Origin of the sequence: Streptomyces sp. NPDC052496 (assembly GCF_040679095.1) — a bacterium.
In the GTDB taxonomy this organism is placed as follows: Bacteria; Actinomycetota; Actinomycetes; order Streptomycetales; family Streptomycetaceae; genus Streptomyces.
Window position 1 is genome coordinate 35,386 of sequence record NZ_JBFAUH010000006.1, and the last position, 19,908, is coordinate 55,293.

Sequence of the window (19,908 nt, forward strand, 5' to 3'; positions counted from 1 at the left end):
GCCTTGAGGCGATTTATCGTTCCGGTCACGATTCGCGAGCATGATCACATACGTGAAGGGGTCGCGGCCATGGTGGCGAAGAAGACCGCCGCGCAGCAGGGCACGGCGGATGCCGGGAAGGCCGCGGCCGCCGAGCCAGGGCGCGCGGCGAAGAAGACGCCGGGGAAGAAGGCCGCAGCGAAGAAGGCGGCCCGCGGGTCTTCTCCGGACGGCGGGCCCGCGGCCCGCAAGGCCGCGCCGAAGAAGGCGGCCAAGAAGACCGCACCTGCCGAGAAGGCGGTGCCCGCGAAGAAGACGGGAGCCAAGACGGTGGTGGAGAAGCAGACTCCGGGCGGGGCACCGACCGCCGAGGCGGAGCAGGACGGGACGGCGGGCGCGGTGCCCAAGGCGCGCGCCGCGGCCGCCCCCGGTGAGCTGGCCGTACGTCCCGGCGAGGACCCGTGGACGCCGGCGGAGGTCGACGAGGCCCGGGCCGAGCTGCACGGCGAGGCGGAGCGGCTGCGTACGGAGATCACGGCGTCCGAGGACGCGCTCGCCGGACTGATGCGGGACACCGGCGAGGGCACCGGCGACGAGGCCGACACCGGCAGCAAGAACATCACCCGTGAACACGAGATGGCGCTGGCCTCCAACGCGCGCGAGATGCTGCTGCAGACCGAGCGCGCGCTGGAACGGCTCGACGCGGGCACGTACGGCCTCTGCGAGAACTGCGGCAAGCCCATCGGCAAGGCCCGGATGCAGGCGTTCCCCCGGGCGACGCTGTGTGTGGAGTGCAAGCAGAAGCAGGAGCGGAGGTAGGGGAGGCGGCAGCCGCCCGCGGTCCGGCAGGCGGCCCGCGGCGGCCGGCGGGTGAATCGCCCGTGGCCGGTGGCACCCGTACCGGTGGTGTCCGTACGCCTGTGCCGTACCCTCGTCCTCAGCCGGGGGCGGCCTGGCGTGCGGGACTCGACGGGCTGAGGGGCTCACAACGTGGCAGAGGCGGAGCGCATCACCGGTACACCGGAGACCGGGCCGGATTCCGAACCGGGGACGGCGGCGGCACCGGTGTCCGGGGGGAATGCCGAAGGGGCGGCGCCGCGCGAGCGGGACGCGGACCGGGACGCGGAGGCGGCCGGTGCCGAGGCCGGTGCCACCGCGGGCCGGGTCACGGGCCGGGGCAAGCGGCGGATCGGCACGCTGTTCCTGGTCGCGGCCGTCGTCTACCTCCTCGACCTGGGCAGCAAGGCGCTGGTGGTCGCGAAGCTGGAGCACCACGCCCCCATCGAGGTGATCGGGTCGCTGCTGCGCCTGGAGGTGATCCGTAACCGCGGTGCGGCCTTCAGCATCGGCGAGGCGTTGACGATCTTCCTGACCATCATCGCGGCGATCGTGATCGTGGTGATCATCCGGATCGCCCGCAAGCTCTACAGCCTGCCGTGGGGCATCGCGCTCGGCCTGCTGCTGGGCGGCGCCTTCGGCAACCTCACCGACCGCATCTTCCGTACGCCGGGCGTCTTCGAGGGCGCGGTGGTGGACTTCATCGCCCCGGCCCACTTCGCGGTCTTCAACCTCGCGGACTCGGCGATCGTCTGCGGCGGCATCCTGATCGTGATCCTGTCCTTCCGCGGTCTGGACCCGGACGGCACGGTGCACAAGGACTGACGGCGACGCCGTGCCGGGCCCGGTGCCGTACGGGTACGGGGCCCGGGCGACCGGGGCCGGTCGGAGTGTCACAGCGGGCTGACATACTCGGTGATGTGAGCACGATTCCCGAGATCCGCACCCTGCCCGTACCGGACGGCCTGGAGGGCGAGCGCGTCGACGCCGCGCTGGCCCGTATGTTCGGCTTTTCCCGTACGAAGGCCGCCGAGCTGGCGGCCGGCGGGAAGGTCCGGGTGGACGGCGCCGAAGTCATGAAGTCCGAGCGGGTGCACGGCGGTGCCTGGCTCGAAGTGGAGATGCCGCAGGCCGCGCCGCCGGTGGAGATCGTCGCCGAGCCCGTCGAGGGCATGGAGATCGTCCATGACGACGACGACATCGTGGTGATCGTCAAGCCGGTCGGCGTCGCCGCGCACCCGAGCCCCGGATGGACGGGCACCACCGTCATCGGCGGGCTGGCCGCAGCGGGCTTCCGCATCTCGACCTCCGGCGCCGCCGAGCGCCAGGGCATCGTGCACCGCCTCGACGTCGGCACCTCAGGCTTGATGGTGGTGGCCAAGTCCGAGCGCGCGTACACCCTGCTCAAGCAGCAGTTCCGGGAGCGTACGGTCGACAAGCGCTACCACGCGCTGGTGCAGGGCCACCCGGACCCGATGAGCGGCACGATCGACGCCCCCATCGGCCGGCATCCGCAGCACGACTACAAGTGGGCGGTGACGGCCGACGGCAAGCCGTCGGTCACCCACTACGACCTCATCGAGGCGTTCCGGGCGGCCAGCCTGCTGGACATCAAGCTGGAGACCGGCCGGACGCACCAGATCCGGGTCCACATGTCCGCGCACCGCCACCCGTGCGTCGGCGACCTGACGTACGGCGCCGACCCGACGCTCGCCAAGCGGCTGGGCATCACCCGGCAGTGGCTGCACGCGATGCGCCTGGGCTTCGAGCACCCGGCCGACGGGCGGTGGGTGGAGTTCGAGAGCGCCTACCCCGAGGATCTGCAGCGCGCCCTGGACCGGGTGCGGGCCGAGAGCGCCTGAGGATCGCGGGCCCGCAGGAGCGGGCGCTGAGGTAGGCCGGACGGCCGAGCGGACGGACCGCTCGTCCGAGCGGTTTTCGTACGCTTCATGGCAGGCTTGGGTCGGAACGTGATCGATTTCGACCCCGGAGCGCAGCCACCGTGGATCAGCTGGCCCTGATGTTCGTCCTCCTTCTCGGGGCCGTGGTCATGGTTCCGGTCGGTGACCGGCTGGGGCTGCCGTCGCCGGTCCTGATGACGCTGGCGGGCGCGGTACTGGCACTGCTGCCGTTCGTACCGAACGTGGAGATCCCACCGGAGTTCATCCTCCCGCTGGTACTGCCACCGCTGCTCTACGCCGCGGTGCAGCGCACCTCCTGGCGGCAGTTCACGGCCAACATCCGGCCCATCTTCCTGCTGGCGGTGGCCCTGGTCTTCGCGACCACGGCCGCCGTCGCCGCCGTCGCGCACGCCATCGTCCCCGGGATGCCGATCGCCGCCGCGGTGGTGCTCGGCGCGCTCGTCGCACCGCCCGACCCGGTCGCCGCGACCGCCGTGGCGGGCAAGCTGGGGCTGCCCCGCCGCATGGTCTCCATCCTGGAGGGCGAGGGGCTGTTCAACGACGTCACCGCGATCGTGCTCTACCACGTCGCGCTCGCCGCCGCGGTCAGCGGCTCCTTCTCGGTGCCCGGCGCGGTCGGCTCGCTGGTGCTGTCCGCGGTGGTCGCCATAGCGGTCGGCCTGGTGCTGGGCTGGGCCGCCAACAAGCTGATGAACGTGCTGGGCGACCCGACGCTGCAGATCGGCCTGACGCTGCTGGTCCCGTTCGTCGCGTACGTCCTCGCGGAGGAGTTCGAGGGTTCCGGGGTGCTGGCGGTGCTGACCGCCGCGCTGTTCCTCGCCGAGTACGCGGTCGACGCCGACGACGTGATGGGCCGGCTGGCCGGTTACACCTTCTGGGAGATCGTCGACACCCTCGTCACCGGCGTCGCCTTCGGGCTGATCGGCCTGGAACTGCACAACGTCATCAAGGTGGCGTCCGGCCGCTGGGGCGAGATGCTCGGCATCGGCGCCGCCGTCGTGGTGGTCGTGGTGGGCGTCCGGCTGCTGTGGCTGCTGCCCGCCGCCTGGCTGGCCAAGCGGATGCACAAGCGCCGGGACTTCGACGAGGACATCCCGCTGAGCTGGCGGGAGACCGTGATCATGTGGTGGTCCGGGATGCGCGGCGTGGCGTCCGTCGCGCTGGCGCTGGCCATCCCGTACGAGATCGACGGCGGCCGCGACTTCCCGGCCCGCGACGAGATCCTCTTCATCGCCTTCGCGGTGGTGCTCTCCGGCCTCGTCGTCCAGGGCCTGTCGCTGCCCACCCTGGTCAAGAAGCTGCGGGTCCGGGCCGACTCGGAGACCGAGGAACGGCTGGAGCGGGAACTGGCGATCCGGGTGATCAAGGCGTCCAAGCGGCGCCTGAAGGAGATCCTGGAGGTCGAGGAGCTGCCGGAGGAGATCAGCGAGCAGCTGACCCGGCGCGCCTACGACATGGGCGCGCGCATCGCGCCGGACATCGTGGACGACGACCGGCGGGAGCACTTCGAGAAGCGCGTCACCCGGATGAAGAAGGTGCAGCGCATCCAGAGCGAGATGCTCTCCGCCGCCCGCCACGAGGTGCTGTCGGCACGCAGCGAGCCGGGCGCCGACCCGGAGATCGTGGACCGGGTGCTGCGCCAGCTGGACATGCGCAGCCTGCGGGGCGCGCCGCTGCCGTAGGGGGCCGTCAGCCGTCCAGCCCCGGACCCTTGTCGAGCGTCCCCGGGCTCCCCCGGCCGTCCGCCAGCCGGGCGGCGTCCGCCCCGCTGTCGGGGGCGACGGAGGTGACGACCCGCGGCAGCGCGTACGGGTGCTCCGCGCGCAGCCAGTCGATCATCCGCTCGCGGACCTCGCAGCGCACCGACCAGATGGCGTCCGAGTCCCGCGCGGTGACCAGGGCGCGTACCTGGATCGTGGTCGGGGTGGTGTCGGTGACCACCAGGCTCCAGCCGCGGCCGTCCCAGTCGGTGCTGTTCTGGAGGATGTCGTGCAGCTTGTCGCGCATCTTCTCCACCGGCGCGGCGTGGTCCAGGTGGAAGAAGACGGTGCCGGTCATCTGCGCGCCGCCGCGCGACCAGTTCTCGAACGGCTTGCTGGTGAAGTACGAGACCGGCATGGTTATCCGCCGTTCGTCCCAGGTGCGGACGGTCAGGAAGGTCAGGGTGATCTCCTCGACCGTGCCCCACTCCTTGTCCACGACCACCGTGTCCCCGATGCGGACCATGTCGCCGAAGGCGATCTGCAGCCCGGCGAAGAGGTTGCCGAGCGTGGACTGCGCGGCGACACCGGCCACGATGCCGACCAGGCCGGCCGAGGCCAGCATGGACTGGCCGACCGTCTGCATCTTGGGGAAGGTCAGCAGCATCGAGGCCGCGGCGACGACGATCACGATGGCCGTGACCACCCGCTGGATCAGCGTGACCTGCGTACGGACCCGGCGCACCCGGGCGGCGTCCCGCGCGCCCGCCGCGTACCGGGAGTACGACGACTCCACGATGGCCGCGGCGGCCCGGATGGCGAGCCAGGCGGTGGCCGCGATCAGGACCAGGGAGAGGAGCTGGCCGAGGCCCGCCTCGTGGTCCTCGATGAACGCCAGGCCGGTTCTGTCGTAGAAGCCGCGCAGCAGCGCGGTCACCAGCACCACCTGCAGGGGGACGCGGCAGCGCCGCAGCAGGCCCCACAGTGGCGTGTCCGGGCGGGCGGTGTCGGCCCGGCGCAGTGCCAGGTCGGCCAGCCAGCCCAGGATGAGCGTCACGACTATGGAGCCGCCTACGACGATGAGCGGACGAAGCACGTCCTCCATGGACACTTCCGGTCCTCCTAGGTGTGGTCAGCTTCGTGCCGGTACCTACTGACCGTAACTGGCACGATGGTGGAAGTGCGATCCAATGACAGGGAAGTGAAATCAGTGGCCTCTTCGTCCGCCTCGCCGTCCGCGCCGTCCGCCAAACCCTCGACGGTTGTCCTGTTCCACTCGGTGTGCGGTCTGCGACCCGCGGTGCACGCCGCCGCCGACCGGCTGCGGGAGGCCGGTCACGAGGTCGTCGTACCGGATCTCTTCGACGGGCGGACCGCCGGGACCGTCGAGGACGGTGTGGTGATCAAGGACGAGATCGGCAAGGACGAGCTGCTGCGCCGCGCGGTGACGGCTGCCGCGCCGTACTCCGACCGGGGCGTGGTCTACGCGGGCTTCTCCTTCGGCGGCGCGGTCGCGCAGAACCTCGCCCTGGCGGACGACAAGGCGCGCGGACTGCTGCTGTTGCACGGCACCTCGGACATCGCCGACGACGCGGCGGTCGACGAGCTGCCCGTACAGCTGCACGTCGCCGACCCGGACCCGTTCGAGCCGCACGACTGGCTGAACGCCTGGTACCTGCGGATGGGGCGGGCCGGCGCGGATGTGGAGGTCTACCGCTACCCAGGCGCCGGGCACCTGTTCACCGACCCTGACCTGCCGGATTACGACGCGGAGGCCGCCGAGAGCGCCTGGAAGGTCGCTCTCGGCTTCCTCGACTCGCTGTGACGCGAAGACGCGCAGGTCAGCGCACCGGCTGCCGGACCCGCTCCACCCGCTGGGTGCCCGAGAGGGTCCGGTAGGAGCGCGCCAGAGCCGTGGTGGCGTGCGGATCGGTCCGGTCGGAGACGGTGAAGTAGTCCATCTGGGTGCGCTCGGCGGTCACGTCCAGGACTCCGTACCCGTGCGAGTCCATGTCCAGCCACTTCACATGGCGGTTCGCGGCCCGGACGGCGGCCACCCCGGCCAGGGAGACGGTGTGCGGGGCGACGTGCAGGAAGTCGTCCACGTTGTCGGAGGTGACCGAGGTGACCACGAACTCGGTGGCGACCGGCGGCGTGGCCGGATAGGTCGCGGCCTTGACCGGCACCTCGTTGGCCCAGGCCATGTGGATGTCGCCGGTCAGGAAGACGGTGTTGCCGATGCCGCGGTCGCGCAGGTGCGTCAGCAGCTCGCGGCGGTCGTCGGTGTAGCCGTCCCACTGGTCGGTGTTGACCGCCAGGCCCTCCTTGGGCAGGCCGAGGAGCTCGGCGAGCGGTGCCAGCAGATGGGCCGGTACGGATCCGAAGGCGACCTGGGAGATCATCACCGAGGTGCCGACCAGCCGCCAGGCGGTGTCCGAGCGCTCCAGCCCGGCCTTGAGCCAGTCGAGCTGGGCCCGCCCGGTGATCGTGCGGTCCGGGTCGTCCACCTTGCCGCTGCCCACCCCGGCCTGCTGGTCGCGGAACGTCCGCAGGTCGAGCAGGTGCAGATCGGCGAGCGTGCCGAAGCGCAGCCTGCGGTAGGTGGTGCCCGCCGTGGAGGTCCGTACCGGCATCCACTCGAAGTAGGCGCGCTTGCCGGCGGCCATCCGCGCCGCCCAGTCGCCCTCGGTGCCGGGCGTGTGGTTCACGGCGCCGCCTGACCAGGCGTTGTCCGCGAACTCGTGGTCGTCCCAGATCGCGATCATCGGGTGCGCGGCGTGCAGGGCCTGGAGGTCGGGGTCGGTCTTGTGGACGCCGTGCCGGGTGCGGTAGTCGGCGAGGGTGATGATCTCGTGCTTCGGGGAGTGCTGCCGCACGACCTTCCCCGGGGAGGGGAAGCCGCCGGTGGCGTACTCGTAGAGGTAGTCGCCGAGGTGCAGCACCGCGTCCAGGTCGCGGCGGGCCGCGAGGTGGCGGTACGCGGAGAAGTAGCCCGCCTCCCAGTTGGCGCAGGAGACGATGCCGAAACGGATGTGGGGCGCTTTGGCGTCGTGTGCGGGGGCGGTGCGGGTGCGGCCCACGGGGGAGTGGGTGCCGCCGGCGGTGAAGCGGTAGTAGTAGGCGGTGGCGGGCGCCAGGCCGCGTACGTCGGCCTTGACGGTGTGGTCGGCGGCGGCCGTGGTGGTCGCGGTTCCCCGCGCGACCACCGAGCCGAAGTCCTGGTCCGTCGCCACTTCCCAGCTCACCGCGGTGTCCGGGCCGCGTCCTGAGCCGGGCACCGCCCCGGGTTCGGGCGTGACGCGGGTCCACAGCAGGACACCGTCCGGGAGCGGGTCGCCGGAGGCCACGCCGTGCTGGAAGACCGGTGTGGCGGTACGGGGCCGGGGGGCCGTACGGGGCTGGGCGGCGCGGGCGGGGCCGGTGGCGGCCAAGGGCAGCAGTGCGGCGGAGGCGGCTGCGGCCGTAACGGCGGTGCGACGTGATATCTGGTCATGATCGGTCACGGCCGATCACCATACTGTCGGGTAAGGCACTGCGGGAGGGCTCGCGCAGGAAGTTCGCCCTCCCGTAAACAGCTGTCCGCCGGGCCGGTGTCCCGGGCCCGCGCGGCTACTTCTCCGCGTTCTTCGCGGGCCCGAACTCGTCGTCGATCATCTTGTTGAAGTTGGCCGTGGCCAGCTCGTAGTACTGCTCCTTGGTCAGCTGCTTCTGCGGGACCTGCGGCAGCTTCAGCTTCTTGTCCCCGTGCAGGAACGCCGGTGTCCCGGTCACGCCCTTCCGGCCGAAGAGCGCGGTCATCTCCATCGTCCACCGGTCGTACGTACCGTTCTTGACCGCCGCCTGGAACTTCCTGTCGCCCTTGAGCTCGGGCACCTGGTCGGCGACCTCGATCAGCTTCGCGTCCTCGGCATAGGCGTCGTCGGCCTCCTCGGGGTGGTTCTTCTCGGCGTACAGCGCGGTCTTGTACTTGAGGAACGCCTCCGGGCTGACGTTCAGGGCCGCGCCGAGCGCGCTGAGCGCGTTCTTGGAGCCCTCACCGCCCTGCCCGCCGTCGATGAACGTGTACATGGTGAAGCGGATCTTGTAGCGGCCGTCCTCCATGCCCTTCAGGAGGGCCGGTCCCGCGCTCTGCTCGAAGCCCGCGCAGGCCGGGCAGCGGATGTCCTCGAAGACCTCCAGGGTCTCCTTCGCCACCGGCTTGCCGATGACGATCTCGGTGCCGTTCTTGCCGCTGGTGTGCGCGGGCGTGACCAGTTCGGCCTCCTTGGCCGCCTCCCAGCCGGTGGGTTCGTTCGCCTTCATGATGCCGAAGCCGATGCCGCCGGCGATCACGAGGACACCGATCACCGAGCCCGCCACGACGAGCTGCCGGCGGATCCGCTCCTTCTTCTTCTGCCGCTCACGCTCGGCACGGATCCGCTCGCGGGCCGCCTGCTTGCCCGCCTGGCTGTTGCGGTCGCTCATGGTGCTCACCGACTCCCTGTCCACAGTGCCCCGTGCCCGGCGGCGCGCCGCACCGCGCGCAGGGGCGCCCGGGGTGCCCCGGTCCGCTCCATGCCCGGAGTCTGCCATGAGCACGGCGACTTGCCGGGTCAAGATTTGGCATCGCCGTACGCCGGAGCCCCGGACCGGCGCTCCGGGCAGAGCGTCGGTCCGGGGCTCCGGGGAGAACCGCGGTCAGCCCTTCATCGCCTTGTCGACCTCGGCGTTGAACGTGTCCGGCGTGGACGGGGCGACCTTGCCGTTGGCGGAGTCGGTGCCCAGCACCGTGTCGTCCAGCTTGACCGTCGGCGTGCTCTTGACGTCCTTGAAGCCGTTGAACACCTCGGACATCTCCATCGCCCAGCGGTTGTACGTCCCGGCCTTCACGGCGTCCTGGAACTTGGCGTTGCCCTTCAGCGCGGGCACCGTGTCGGCGACCTTGATCAGGTAATTGTTGTCGGCGAACTTGTCCGGACCGGTCTCCTCCGGGTGGTACTCCTTGGAGAACAGCGCTTCCTTGAACTTCAGGAACGCGTCCGGACTCACGTTCAGCGCGGCACCCATCGCGCTGAGCGCGTTCTTGGAGCCGGTGCCCTGGAGGTTGTTGTCCAGGAAGGTGCCCAGGTGGACGGTGGCCTTGTACTTGCCGTCCTTCAGGTCCTTCTGGATCGTCTCGCCGACGTTCTGCTCGAAGTTGGCGCAGCCGGGGCAGCGGGCGTCCTCGTAGAGCGACAGCGTGTGCTTGGCGTCCTTCTTGCCGAGGGTGATCTCGGTGCCGTTCTTGCCGGAGGTGTTGGCCGGCTGGACCAGCTTGGCGCTCGCGGCCTTGGCCCACTTGTCGGCCCCGCCGCCGCTGGAGTCGCCGCCGCCCGAGTTGGCCACGGCGACACCGATGCCGCCCGCGATGGCCAGCACGGCGACGATCGCACCGCCGACGGTCAGCTGCCGGCGGACCTTCTCCTTCTTCTTCTGCCGCTCGCGCTCGATGCGCAGCCGCTCGCGGGCTGCCTGCTTGTTGGCCTGGCTGTTGCGGTTGCTCATGACTGTCCTGCTCCTGGGAAAGGTGTGAACGGGTGCCGGTCCGTAAGCCACGCGGCCCGAAGGGGCTACGCGGCGAGGGAACAGGGCGGTCCACGCCGTACGACGCAGTGCACGAGCAGGGGGACGGCCCGCGGGCCCGGCTCCGTACGCGCGGGCCGGGCGGCCGGGCGGTGCGGCACGGGCAGCGCCCGGACGACCGCCACCGCCAGCAGCAGCGGCCGGAACGCGAACGCCGTCACCGCCCCCAGCAGCTGCGCCAGCGCGGCCTCGCCCCGCCGCAGCCAGGCCGCCGCGAGCAGCCCCACCGCGACGTGCACGGCGAGCAGCAGCAGCCAGGTCGCGACGGGCGTACGGTCCTCCGGCGCCAGGTGCGCCAGGGGAGTGCCCACCTCGCCGCCGCACAGCAGGTCCACGCCCAGGGACCGCAGCGGCCCCGTGACCGGCCCGCCGGCCCGCCCGTAACAGGTGTGCTGGCCGGCGCTGAAGACCGTGTCGGCGGCCAGCTCCAGCGGTACGAGCAGCGCGGCGATGCGCCAGTAGCCGCGCTCCCGGCCGGCCAGCGCGTACGCCACCGTGAAGACGGCGGCCGACAGCACGGCGACGGTGGTCAGCGGCAGCGGCATCCGGGACAGCAGCACATGGCCCGCGGCGGACAGCGTCACGCACAGCGCCGTGAAGAGCGCTGCGCGCAGTGCCCGCAGGTGTGCCGCCGAGATGTCCATTGCAGCGAGTCTGCCACGGCGCGGGGTAAGTGGGGACTAAGAGGCGCGAATCCGTCGCACCTCTGTTCCCTCCTTCCCTCCTGCCTTCCCCCTTTCCGCCGTGGCCCGGCTCACAGGCCCGGGATGCGGCCGTTGCGGAAGAGATCCACGAACGTCTGGTGGTCGGCGCGGGCCCGCGCCCCGTACGCGTGCGCGAAGTCCACCAGCAGCCGGCCGAAACCGTCCTCGTCGGCGGCGATGGCCGCGTCGATGGCGCGCTCGGTGGAGAACGGCACCAACGAGTGGCCGCTCTCGTCGTCCGCGGCGGCGTGCATCGTCGCCGTCGCCCGGCCCAGGTCCGCGACGACCGCCGCGATCTCGGCCGGATCGTCGATGTCCGACCAGTCCAGGTCCACCGCGTACGGGGAGATCTCGGCCACCAGCTGGCCGGCACCGTCCAGCTCGGTCCAGCCCAGCCACGGGTCGGCGTGGTCCTGGAGCGCACGCTGCGAGATCACCGTGCGGTGGCCCTCGTGCTGGAAGTAGCCGCGCACCCGCGGGTCGGTGATGTGCCGGGAGACCGCCGGGGTCTGCGCCTGCTTCATGTAGATCACGACGTCGTTCTCCAGCGCGTCGCTGTTGCCCTCCAGCAGGATGTTGTACGAGGGCAGGCCCGCCGAGCCGATGCCGATGCCGCGCCGCCCCACCACGTCCTTGACGCGGTAGGAGTCCGGGCGGGTCAGGCTGGACTCGGGCAGCGTCTCCAGATAGCCGTCGAAGGCCGCCAGGACCTTGTAGCGGGTCGCCGCGTCCAGCTCGACCGTGCCGTCGCCCGCGGTGAAGCGGCGCTCGAAGTCGCGGATCTCGGTCATCGAGTCCAGCAGGCCGAAGCGGGTCAGCGAGCGGGCCATGCGCAGCGCGCCCAGCAGCGGGCCCTCGGCGGTGTCCAGGGTGAAGGGCGGCACGTCGTCGTCCTTGGCGCCGGTGGCCAGGGCGTGGATGCGCTCACGGTAGGCGGCGGCGTAGATCCCCACCAGCTCGCTGATCTGCTCGTCGCTCAGCGCCTTGGCGTAGCCGAGCAGGGCCATGGAGGCGGCGAAGCGCTTGAGGTCCCAGGTGAACGGGCCGACGTAGGCCTCGTCGAAGTCGTTGACGTTGAAGATCAGCCGGCCGGTGGCGTCCATGTAGGTGCCGAAGTTCTCGGCGTGCAGATCGCCGTGGATCCACACCTGGCCCGTGCGCTCGTCCTCGTACGGGCCGCCGCCCGGGCCGCCGTCCTGGGCCTGGAGGTCGTGGTAGAAGAGGCAGGCCGTGCCCCGGTAGAAGGCGAAGGCGGAGGCGGCCATCTTCCGGAACTTGACGCGGAAGGCCGCCGGGTCGGCGGCGAGCAGCTGCCCGAAAGCGGTGTCGAAGACGGCGAGGATCTCCTCGCCGCGCTGAGCGGCGTCCGGCGCCGGGACGAGCTGGGACGACATCGCGGGGTGCCTCCTGAGGCAGGTGCTGCAGACGGGTGTGCCGCCTCTTCCAACGGCCGAGGCTACTCACGAGTGCCCGCCCGCCCGTGCCGAGGGGAGGCGTGGCGGGCTGCGCGCGGTCCGCCGCTCGATGTCGGTGGAGGGTCGTAGACTTCGAGACCGTCCCCACCGTCGCCCGACCACCACCCTGATCGAGGCGCTGCGCGCCGCAACCCCTACCGTCCGGAGGTCTCCCGCCGTGGCCAAGCCGCCCTTCACGCATCTGCACGTGCACACCCAGTATTCGCTGCTGGACGGTGCCGCGCGGCTGAAGGACATGTTCGAAGCGTGCAAGGAGATGGGGATGACACACATCGCCATGTCCGACCACGGCAACCTCCACGGCGCCTACGACTTCTTCCACTCCGCCCAGAAGGCCGGCATCACCCCGATCATCGGCATCGAGGCGTACGTGGCGCCCGAGTCGCGGCGCACCAAGCGCAAGATCCAGTGGGGCCAGCCGCACCAGAAGCGCGATGACGTGTCCGGTTCGGGTGGTTATACACACAAGACGATCTGGGCGGCGAACAAGACCGGGCTGCACAACCTCTTCAAGCTCTCCTCGGACGCGTACAAGGAAGGCTGGCTGCAGAAGTGGCCCCGGATGGACAAGGAGACGATCTCCCAGTGGTCCGAGGGCCTGATCGCCTCCACCGGCTGCCCCTCCGGTGAGCTGCAGACCCGGCTGCGCCTCGGCCAGTTCGACGAGGCCCTGAAGGCGGCCTCGGAGTACCAGGACATCTTCGGCAAGGACCGGTACTTCCTGGAGCTGATGGACCACGGCATCGAGATCGAGCGCCGGGTCCGCGACGGCCTGCTGGAGATCGGCAAGAAGCTCGGCATCCCGCCGCTGGTCACCAACGACTCGCACTACACCTACGCGCACGAGGCGACCGCCCACGACGCGCTGCTGTGCATCCAGACCGGCAAGAACCTCTCCGACCCGGACCGCTTCAAGTTCGACGGCACCGGCTACTACCTGAAGTCCACGGACGAGATGTACGCCATCGACTCCTCGGACGCCTGGCAGGAGGGCTGCCGCAACACCCTCCTGGTCGCCGAGCAGATCGACACCACCGGGATGTTCGAGAAGCGCGACCTGATGCCGAAGTTCGACATCCCGGAGGGCTTCACCGAGGTCACCTGGTTCCAGGAGGAGGTGCGGCGCGGCATGGAGCGCCGCTACCCGGGCGGCGTCCCCGAGGACCGGCAGAAGCAGGCCGAGTACGAGATGGACGTCATCATCCAGATGGGGTTCCCGGGCTACTTCCTCGTGGTCGCCGACTTCATCATGTGGGCCAAGCGCAACGGCATCGCGGTGGGCCCCGGCCGGGGCTCCGCGGCCGGTTCGATCGTCGCGTACGCGATGGGCATCACCGACCTCGACCCGGTCACCCACGGTCTGATCTTCGAGCGGTTCCTGAACCCCGAGCGCGTCTCGATGCCCGATGTCGACATCGACTTCGACGAGCGTCGGCGCGTCGAAGTGATCCGGTACGTGACCGAGAAGTACGGCGAGGACAAGGTCGCCATGATCGGCACGTACGGCAAGATCAAGGCGAAGAACGCGATCAAGGACTCCGCGCGGGTGCTGGGCTACCCGTACGCGATGGGTGACCGGATCACCAAGGCGATGCCCGCCGACGTCCTCGGCAAGGGCATCGACCTGGACGGCATCACCAACCCGCAGCACCCCCGCTACTCCGAGGCGGGCGAGGTGCGGTCGATGTACGAGAACGAACCGGACGTGAAGAAGGTCATCGACACCGCCAAGGGCGTCGAGGGCCTGGTCCGGCAGATGGGTGTGCACGCGGCCGGCGTGATCATGTCCAGTGAGCCGATCATCGACCACGCCCCGGTCTGGGTGCGGCACACCGACGGCGTCACCATCACGCAGTGGGACTACCCGCAGTGCGAGTCGCTCGGCCTGCTGAAGATGGACTTCCTGGGCCTGCGCAACCTCACCATCATGGACGACGCCCTGAAGATGGTGAAGGCCAACAAGGGCGTCGACCTGGAGCTGCTGGAAGTCCCGCTGGACGACCCCAAGACCTATGAGCTGCTCTGCCGTGGTGACACCCTCGGCGTCTTCCAGTTCGACGGCGGCCCGATGCGTTCGCTGCTGCGCCAGATGCAGCCCGACAACTTCGAGGACATTTCCGCCGTATCGGCCCTGTACCGCCCGGGCCCGATGGGCATGAACTCGCACATCAACTACGCGGAGCGGAAGAACGGCCGCCAGGAGATCACGCCGATCCACCCGGAACTGGAGGAGCCGCTCAAGGAGGTCCTGGGCCTGACCTACGGCCTGATCGTCTACCAGGAGCAGGTCCAGAAGGCCGCCCAGATCGTCGCCGGGTACAGCCTCGGCGAGGCGGACGTGCTGCGCCGCGTGATGGGCAAGAAGAAGCCCGAGGAACTGGAGAAGAACTTCGTCCTCTTCCAGGCCGGTGCCCGCAAGAACGGCTTCAGCGACCAGGCGATCCAGGCGCTGTGGGACGTGCTGGTCCCGTTCGCCGGCTACGCGTTCAACAAGGCGCACTCCTCCGCGTACGGACTGGTCACGTACTGGACCGCCTACCTGAAGGCGAACTACCCGGCGGAGTACATGTCCGCGCTGCTCACCTCGGTGCGCGACGACAAGGACAAGTCGGCGGTCTACCTGAACGAGTGCCGCCGCATGGGCATCAAGGTGCTCCCGCCGAACGTCAACGAGTCGCTGGCGAACTTCGCCGCCCAGGGTGACGACGTGATCCTCTTCGGCCTCACCGCCGTCCGCAACGTCGGCCAGAACGTCGTCGACTCGATCATCCGCTGCCGCAAGGCCAAGGGGAAGTACAGCTCCTTCCCGGACTACCTCGACAAGGTCGACGCGGTCGTCTGCAACAAGCGGACCACCGAATCGCTGATCAAGGCGGGCGCCTTCGACGAGATGGGGCACACCCGCAAGGGCCTGACCGCGCACTACGAAGCCATGATCGACAACGTGGTCGCGGTCAAGCGCAAGGAGGCCGAGGGGCAGTTCGACCTCTTCGGCGGCATGGGCGACGACAGCGCCGACGACGGCCCCGGCTTCGGCCTGGACGTGGAGTTCTCCGACATCGAGTGGGACAAGACGTACCTGCTCGCCCAGGAGCGCGAGATGCTCGGTCTGTACGTCTCCGACCACCCGCTGTTCGGTCTGGAGCACGTGCTGTCCGACAAGGCGGACGCGGCGATCTCCCAGCTGACCGGCGGTGACTACTCCGACGGCTCGATCGTCACCATCGGCGGCATCATCTCCGGCCTCCAGCGCAAGATGACCAAGCAGGGCAACGCCTGGGCCATCGCCACCGTCGAGGACCTGGCCGGCTCCATCGAGTGCATGTTCTTCCCGGCGACCTACCAGCTGGTCTCCACCCAACTCGTCGAGGACACCGTCGTCTTCGTCAAGGGCCGCCTGGACAAGCGCGAGGACATCCCGCGGCTGGTCGCCATGGAGATGATGGTCCCCGACCTCTCGGAGGCCGGTGCCAACGCCCCCGTGACGATCACGATCCCCACGGTCAAGGTCACCCCGCCGCTGGTCGAGAAGCTGGGCGAGGTGCTGACCAGTCACCGCGGCGCGACCGAGGTGCGGATCAAGCTCCAGGGGGCGCGCAAGACGACGGTGCTGCGGCTGGACCGGCACCGGGTGACACCGGACCCGTCGCTCTTCGGCGACCTGAAGGTGCTGCTGGGGCCGTCCTGCCTGGCGGGCTGAGCCGGTGAGACAGTGCCGGGGCGGGGGTGTGGGCCCCTGCCCCGGCACTGTGGCGTTCCGGCCTCCGCCGGGGCGCGTAGCGCGCAAGAGGGGCGCACCCCAAACGGGTGCGCCCCTTCGCTGCTGTACCGCGAAGGTCAGTTGTGACCGAAACGGCGCTGGTGCTTACGGGCAACATCGCGCGGGGTGGCCTCCACGGACTGGGCCGAGGCCTGGGCCTCCATCGCCGACCGCTCGGCGTCCTGACGGCCGCGCTCGGCGGTCTGAGCGCCCTTCTGCTGCTGATTACGGTCGCGATTCTTGTTCTTGGCCATGATCGTGCCTCCTGAGGGGGATCCTGGGATCGGGGCCGTGACCAGGCTTACACGCACCAGGCATACGCGCATTTCGGGCCATTACCGTGCGTAATGTCCCATGTCGCGCGGTGTGTTCACGCTGGGTACCGGATCCGCCACGCCGATGATCGAGTTCGGGCAGTTAACCCCCGTACGGTCGGGCAGACTCGAAGGTAAAGCAGGAGGAAACTCGTGCCGCAGGCCGAGCCGGGGGGCGTCCGACTTCAGCACCTCAGGGAAGAGGGTGGAACGTGGATCGCTGCGTCGTCCTGGTGGACGCCGGATACTTGCTGGGCGCCGCCGCGAGCCTGCTCGCCGGAGAGCCCACCCGGTCCCGGATCACCGTTGATCACGCCGCCCTCATCCAGGGCCTGCGGCAGCGCGCCGAAGCCGACACGGAACGGCCGTTGCTGCGCATCTACTGGTTCGACGGCGCGCCCGACCGCGTACCGCAGCCCGAGCACCGGCGGCTGCGCGTCATGTCCCGCGTCACCGTCCGGCTCGGCGCGCTGACCCGCAGCGACGGCCGCTGGGCCCAGAAGGGCGTGGACGCCGCGATGCACGCGGAGTTGACCGAACTGGCCCGCAACCGCGCCTGCTCCGACATCGTGCTGGTCACCGGCGACGGCGACCTGCTCCCCGGCCTGATGTCCGCCAAGGAACACGGCGTCGCCGTCCACCTGTGGGCCGTGCAGGCCGCCGACGGTGACTACAACCAGTCCGAGGACCTGGTCGCCGAGGCCGACGAGCGGCGGGTGCTCGACCGGGCGTGGATCACCCGCGCCGTACGGCTGAAGGAGCTCGGCGGCCCCTGCGCGCCGCCGCCCGTACCGCGGCCGGAGATCGCCGCCATCCTCTCGGCCCCCCTGCCCGAGTCCGCCGTCGCGGCCGCCGCGGCCGCGGCCTCCGCCGCGCACGACGCGGAGCGGGCCGCCGCCGAGCGCAACGGCACGAACGGTACGGCGCGGCCCGCGCCCGTGGAGCGGGCCGGCTCCCCGGGAGCGTGCGCCCGGCCGGGGACCGCCGCCGAACGGGACGGCGAAGGCGGCCCGGCGGGCGGCAAGGGCACGCCGGTCCCCACCCCGAAGGACCTCGCCGGCCTGAACCGCGGCCCCGGCTCCGGGCCGGGCGGGCCCGCCACGGCCCCCGCACCCGTACCCAGCGCGACGCTGCGCTGGTCCTCCGACAAGGGGTGGGTCGAGCGCGGCGGCCCGGTCGGCGAACCGCCCGAAACCGCCTCGCTGCCGACACTCGCCCAGCTCACCAGCGCGGAGCAGCGCTGGGCGGACCGCGAGGAGGACATCACGGCGGTCAGCGGCGACCCCTTCGAGGTGGGCCAGGTCTTCGCCCGCCGCTGGACCGAACGGCTCTCCGACACCGCCCACCTCCAGCAGATCTCCACGGAGTACCCCCGCATCCCGCACCGCATCGACGGCGAACTGCTCCGTTACGCGGCCCGCTTCGGCCTCCTCGCCCACAAGGACGACCAGATCGACGAACACGACCGCTACGCGATCCGCGCCGGATTCTGGCGCGAGGTCGACCTCCGGACGGCGGCGTCGCACGTGCCGGTGGGGGAGTGAGGAGGAACCGGAGGGAGCAGGGGAACGGAGGGAACAGCGGCTCAGGGAACCCCGGGGCGGCAGGGAGCCGGTCACCCGGGTGGCCGCCCCGTACAGGGGGTGCGGACAGCCGGGGGCTCGGCAGCGCGTACGCTCGTTGCTCGTGAGGATGGGTGCGAAGCGGGTGGAGTGCGGCGAGCCGGTGTGTGCCGTACGGGACCTGGTCAAGACGTACCCCGCGGTGCGCGGGCGGCGGGGAGCGGCGGGGGCACCGGCCGTACGGGCCAGTGACGGGATCAGCCTGGACGTACGCCAAGGGGAGATCTTCGGGCTGCTCGGGCCGAACGGCGCCGGCAAGTCGACGCTGGTCCGGCAGCTCACCGGCCTGCTGCGCCCCGATTCCGGCAGTGTCTCCGTACTGGGCCACGACATCGTCCGCCATCCGGAGCGCGCCTCGCGCCTGCTCGGCTACCTGGGCCAGGAGTCGAGCGCCCTGGACGAGATGACGGTCGCGCTCGCCGTGGAGACCACCGGCCGCCTGCGCGGCCTCACGGCGCGGGCAGCGCGCGCCGAGCGGGACGCGGTCGTGGACGAGCTGGGGCTCGGTGACCTCGCCGGGCGCCCCCTCAAGCGGCTCTCCGGTGGCCAGCGCCGCCTCGCGTGCTTCGCCGCCGTCCTGGTCGGCGAGCGGCCGCTGCTGGTCCTGGACGAGCCGACCACCGGCATGGACCCCGTGGCGCGCCGCGCCGTGTGGGCCGCCGTCGACCGGCGCCGGGCGGAACGCCGCGCCACCGTGCTGCTGGTGACCCACAACGTCATCGAGGCGGAGAGCGTCCTGGACCGGGTCGCGGTGATCGACCGGGGCAAGGTCATCGCCTGCGACACGCCCGGCGGGCTGAAGGACCTGGTGGGCGAGGAGGTCCGGCTGGAGCTGGTGTGGCGGGAGCGGGCACCGCTGGACGTCCCCGAGGTGGCCGCCCTGGGTGAGGCCGCCCGGACCAGCGGGCGCCGCTGGACGCTGCGGCTGGCACCGGACCGGGCGCGGGAGGCGGTGGCCGCCGTGACGGCCGGCCCGGCCTTCGCCGCGCTGGACGACTTCACGCTCGCGACGCCGAGCCTGGAAGATGTGTATCTCGCGCTGGGGGGCCGTACGGAGGAAGGCTTGGTGAAGGCGTGAGCGTGGTTCCCGCGGAGGCACAGGCGAAGGCGGCGGAGGCGCAGGTGCGTACGGTGGCACCGGCCGCGCCCGGGCCCGCCCCCGGGCCGGGGAGCGCCGCCGGACCGCGGCCGGACGCGGACGCCGCGGCCGCCGCGCCGCTGGCGCCCGCGGCCCGGCTGCTGCCCGCGCTCGCCGCCGTGTACCGGGCCCAGCTGTCACGGGCCCGGGTCGCCCGGATCCCGCTGCTGTTCGTGGCGACCTTCCAGTCGGTCGGGATCATGGTCCTGATGCGCGGCGTGGTCGACGGCGGCGACGCCGCGCGGGCGGTCGTCGCGGGCTCCAGCGTGCTGGTCGTGGCGTTCGTGGCGCTGAACCTGCTGGCCCAGTACTTCGGGCAGCTGCGCGCCAGCGGCGGGCTGGACCACTACGCCACGCTGCCGGTGCCGCCCGCCGCCGTGGTGCTCGGCGCGGCCGCCGCGTACGCCTCGTTCACCGCGCCGGGCACCGTGGTCACGGCCGTGACCGGCTGCCTGCTGTTCCAGCTGCCGATGGCGCACCTGTGGGTGCTGATCGCGGTGATCCCGCTGGCCGGAGCCGCCCTCGCCGGGCTCGGCGCGGCGCTGGGCCTGCTCGCGCCACGACCGGAACTGGCCACTCTCTGCGGCCAGTTGGGAATGTCCGCGGCCCTGCTGCTGGGCGTGCTGCCGGCCGCCCGGCTGCCCGCGCCGATCTCGTACGCGCGGGACCTGCTGCCCTCGACGTACGGGGTCGAGGCCCTGGCGCGCGGGTTCGACGCCCGCCCCGACTGGCTGGCGGTCCTCGCCGACCTGGGCGTCTGCGCGGCCGTCGGGGTCCTGTCGCTGGCCGTGGCGACCTGGGCGTACCGCCGGGCGGCCGTACGGTGACGGACCCGGCGGGCCCCGGGGGCGCGGCG

General features: G+C 71.2%; 16 protein-coding genes. 9 read left to right on the forward strand and 7 right to left on the reverse strand.

What is annotated here, in order from left to right; all coding sequences use genetic code 11:
• The first annotated feature begins 69 nt into the window (after positions 1–69).
• From AB0L45_RS10470 to AB0L45_RS10485, 4 genes are all read left to right on the forward strand, one after another.
• Positions 70–798: a TraR/DksA C4-type zinc finger protein gene (locus tag AB0L45_RS10470; RefSeq protein WP_365838142.1), complete on the forward strand. Its 729-nt coding sequence runs from the start codon at positions 70–72 to the stop codon at positions 796–798.
• 171 nt (positions 799–969) lie between these two features.
• On the forward strand, positions 970–1,641 hold the full coding sequence (lspA, locus tag AB0L45_RS10475; protein WP_365838144.1) for a signal peptidase II: 672 nt from the start codon (positions 970–972) through the stop codon (positions 1,639–1,641).
• A 95-nt stretch (positions 1,642–1,736) separates the two neighbouring features.
• Positions 1,737–2,678 carry an RluA family pseudouridine synthase gene (locus tag AB0L45_RS10480; protein WP_365838146.1) on the forward strand — a complete coding sequence of 314 codons (942 nt, stop codon included), beginning with the start codon at positions 1,737–1,739 and terminating at the stop codon, positions 2,676–2,678.
• A 140-nt stretch (positions 2,679–2,818) separates the two neighbouring features.
• Entirely contained in the window at positions 2,819–4,420 is a 1,602-nt protein-coding gene (locus AB0L45_RS10485) for a Na+/H+ antiporter (RefSeq protein ID WP_365838148.1), read from the forward strand.
• Positions 4,421–4,427: 7 nt separating this feature from the next.
• On the opposite strand, the gene AB0L45_RS10490 is transcribed toward AB0L45_RS10485, so the two are convergent.
• Positions 4,428–5,543, reverse strand: a complete 1,116-nt coding sequence (locus tag AB0L45_RS10490) for a mechanosensitive ion channel domain-containing protein (RefSeq protein WP_365838150.1) — start codon at positions 5,541–5,543, stop codon at positions 4,428–4,430.
• 105 nt (positions 5,544–5,648) lie between these two features.
• Between AB0L45_RS10490 and AB0L45_RS10495 the strand changes: the two genes are divergently transcribed.
• Complete coding sequence (locus AB0L45_RS10495; protein WP_365838152.1) at positions 5,649–6,263, forward strand: dienelactone hydrolase family protein; 615 nt, start codon at positions 5,649–5,651, stop codon at positions 6,261–6,263.
• 16 nt (positions 6,264–6,279) lie between these two features.
• On the opposite strand, the gene AB0L45_RS10500 is transcribed toward AB0L45_RS10495, so the two are convergent.
• From AB0L45_RS10500 to AB0L45_RS10520, 5 genes are all read right to left on the reverse strand, one after another.
• Positions 6,280–7,941, reverse strand: coding sequence for an alkaline phosphatase D family protein (locus tag AB0L45_RS10500; protein WP_365838154.1), 1,662 nt, complete (start codon positions 7,939–7,941; stop codon positions 6,280–6,282).
• Between the two features lie 106 nt (positions 7,942–8,047).
• Entirely contained in the window at positions 8,048–8,902 is an 855-nt protein-coding gene (locus tag AB0L45_RS10505; RefSeq protein ID WP_365838156.1) for a thioredoxin domain-containing protein, read from the reverse strand.
• Positions 8,903–9,115: 213 nt separating this feature from the next.
• Complete coding sequence (locus AB0L45_RS10510; RefSeq protein WP_365838158.1) at positions 9,116–9,961, reverse strand: thioredoxin domain-containing protein; 846 nt, start codon at positions 9,959–9,961, stop codon at positions 9,116–9,118.
• Positions 9,962–10,026: 65 nt separating this feature from the next.
• Complete coding sequence (locus tag AB0L45_RS10515; RefSeq protein ID WP_365838160.1) at positions 10,027–10,683, reverse strand: hypothetical protein; 657 nt, start codon at positions 10,681–10,683, stop codon at positions 10,027–10,029.
• 110 nt (positions 10,684–10,793) lie between these two features.
• Positions 10,794–12,137 carry a DUF2252 domain-containing protein gene (locus AB0L45_RS10520; RefSeq protein ID WP_365838162.1) on the reverse strand — a complete coding sequence of 448 codons (1,344 nt, stop codon included), beginning with the start codon at positions 12,135–12,137 and terminating at the stop codon, positions 10,794–10,796.
• Positions 12,138–12,375: 238 nt separating this feature from the next.
• On the opposite strand from AB0L45_RS10520, the gene dnaE reads away from it, so the two are divergent.
• Positions 12,376–15,918 (forward strand): DNA polymerase III subunit alpha, encoded by a 3,543-nt coding sequence (gene dnaE, locus AB0L45_RS10525; protein ID WP_365838164.1) that lies wholly within the window; start codon positions 12,376–12,378, stop codon positions 15,916–15,918.
• 137 nt (positions 15,919–16,055) lie between these two features.
• Here the strand turns inward: dnaE and AB0L45_RS10530 are convergent, their stop codons facing one another.
• Positions 16,056–16,232, reverse strand: a complete 177-nt coding sequence (locus AB0L45_RS10530) for a hypothetical protein (protein ID WP_365838166.1) — start codon at positions 16,230–16,232, stop codon at positions 16,056–16,058.
• Positions 16,233–16,504: 272 nt separating this feature from the next.
• On the opposite strand from AB0L45_RS10530, the gene AB0L45_RS10535 reads away from it, so the two are divergent.
• The 3 genes from AB0L45_RS10535 to AB0L45_RS10545 all read left to right on the forward strand — a co-directional run bounded on the left by AB0L45_RS10535 (position 16,505) and on the right by AB0L45_RS10545 (position 19,879).
• Positions 16,505–17,836 carry an NYN domain-containing protein gene (locus AB0L45_RS10535; RefSeq protein ID WP_365838168.1) on the forward strand — a complete coding sequence of 444 codons (1,332 nt, stop codon included), beginning with the start codon at positions 16,505–16,507 and terminating at the stop codon, positions 17,834–17,836.
• A gap of 148 nt (positions 17,837–17,984) precedes the next feature.
• Positions 17,985–18,992, forward strand: coding sequence for an ABC transporter ATP-binding protein (locus tag AB0L45_RS10540; RefSeq protein WP_365838561.1), 1,008 nt, complete (start codon positions 17,985–17,987; stop codon positions 18,990–18,992).
• On the forward strand, positions 18,989–19,879 hold the full coding sequence (locus AB0L45_RS10545) for an ABC transporter permease (protein WP_365838170.1): 891 nt from the start codon (positions 18,989–18,991) through the stop codon (positions 19,877–19,879). The genes AB0L45_RS10540 and AB0L45_RS10545 overlap by 4 nt, the downstream gene beginning before the upstream one ends.
• Positions 19,880–19,908: the final 29 nt, after the last annotated feature.